The organism is Peribacillus simplex (assembly GCF_001542915.1).
GTDB classification, from domain to species: Bacteria; Bacillota; Bacilli; order Bacillales; family DSM-1321; genus Peribacillus; species Peribacillus simplex_B.
Map to the genome: position 1 here is coordinate 232,571 of NZ_LNNH01000028.1, position 328 is coordinate 232,898.

The following is a 328-nucleotide window of genomic DNA, read 5'->3' on the forward strand; positions in this document are numbered from 1 at the left end:
CTGACTGTCATGTGTATTACCAGGTGTTACAATCGTTCCCAATACAAAACCGTTGCCGTCTGCGGCCGCATGGAATGAATAGGCAAACTGTTTTGTTCGTTCATCTTTCACATAGTAGCCACTCTCAGGATCCGTAGTACTTTCTTTAATTGCTTTGGTTTCTTCCTTATCAAATTTATCTGGTGGAAAAGGCTTCTTTCCGTGGTTTTCACGATCTTGATTGATTTATTCTTGAAGACGTCCTTGATACGCTCGTGTTTCTTTACGAACGATTTTCTTTTCAAATTTCCGTTTATTCGCACTGGCTTTCACATGTGTGGAATCCACG

Annotated in this window: 1 pseudogene; it reads right to left on the bottom strand. The window is 40.9% G+C overall.

Annotated elements, in window-relative coordinates:
• Window positions 1–328: pseudogene (locus AS888_RS25830) on the bottom strand (IS5/IS1182 family transposase); the annotation flags it as partial.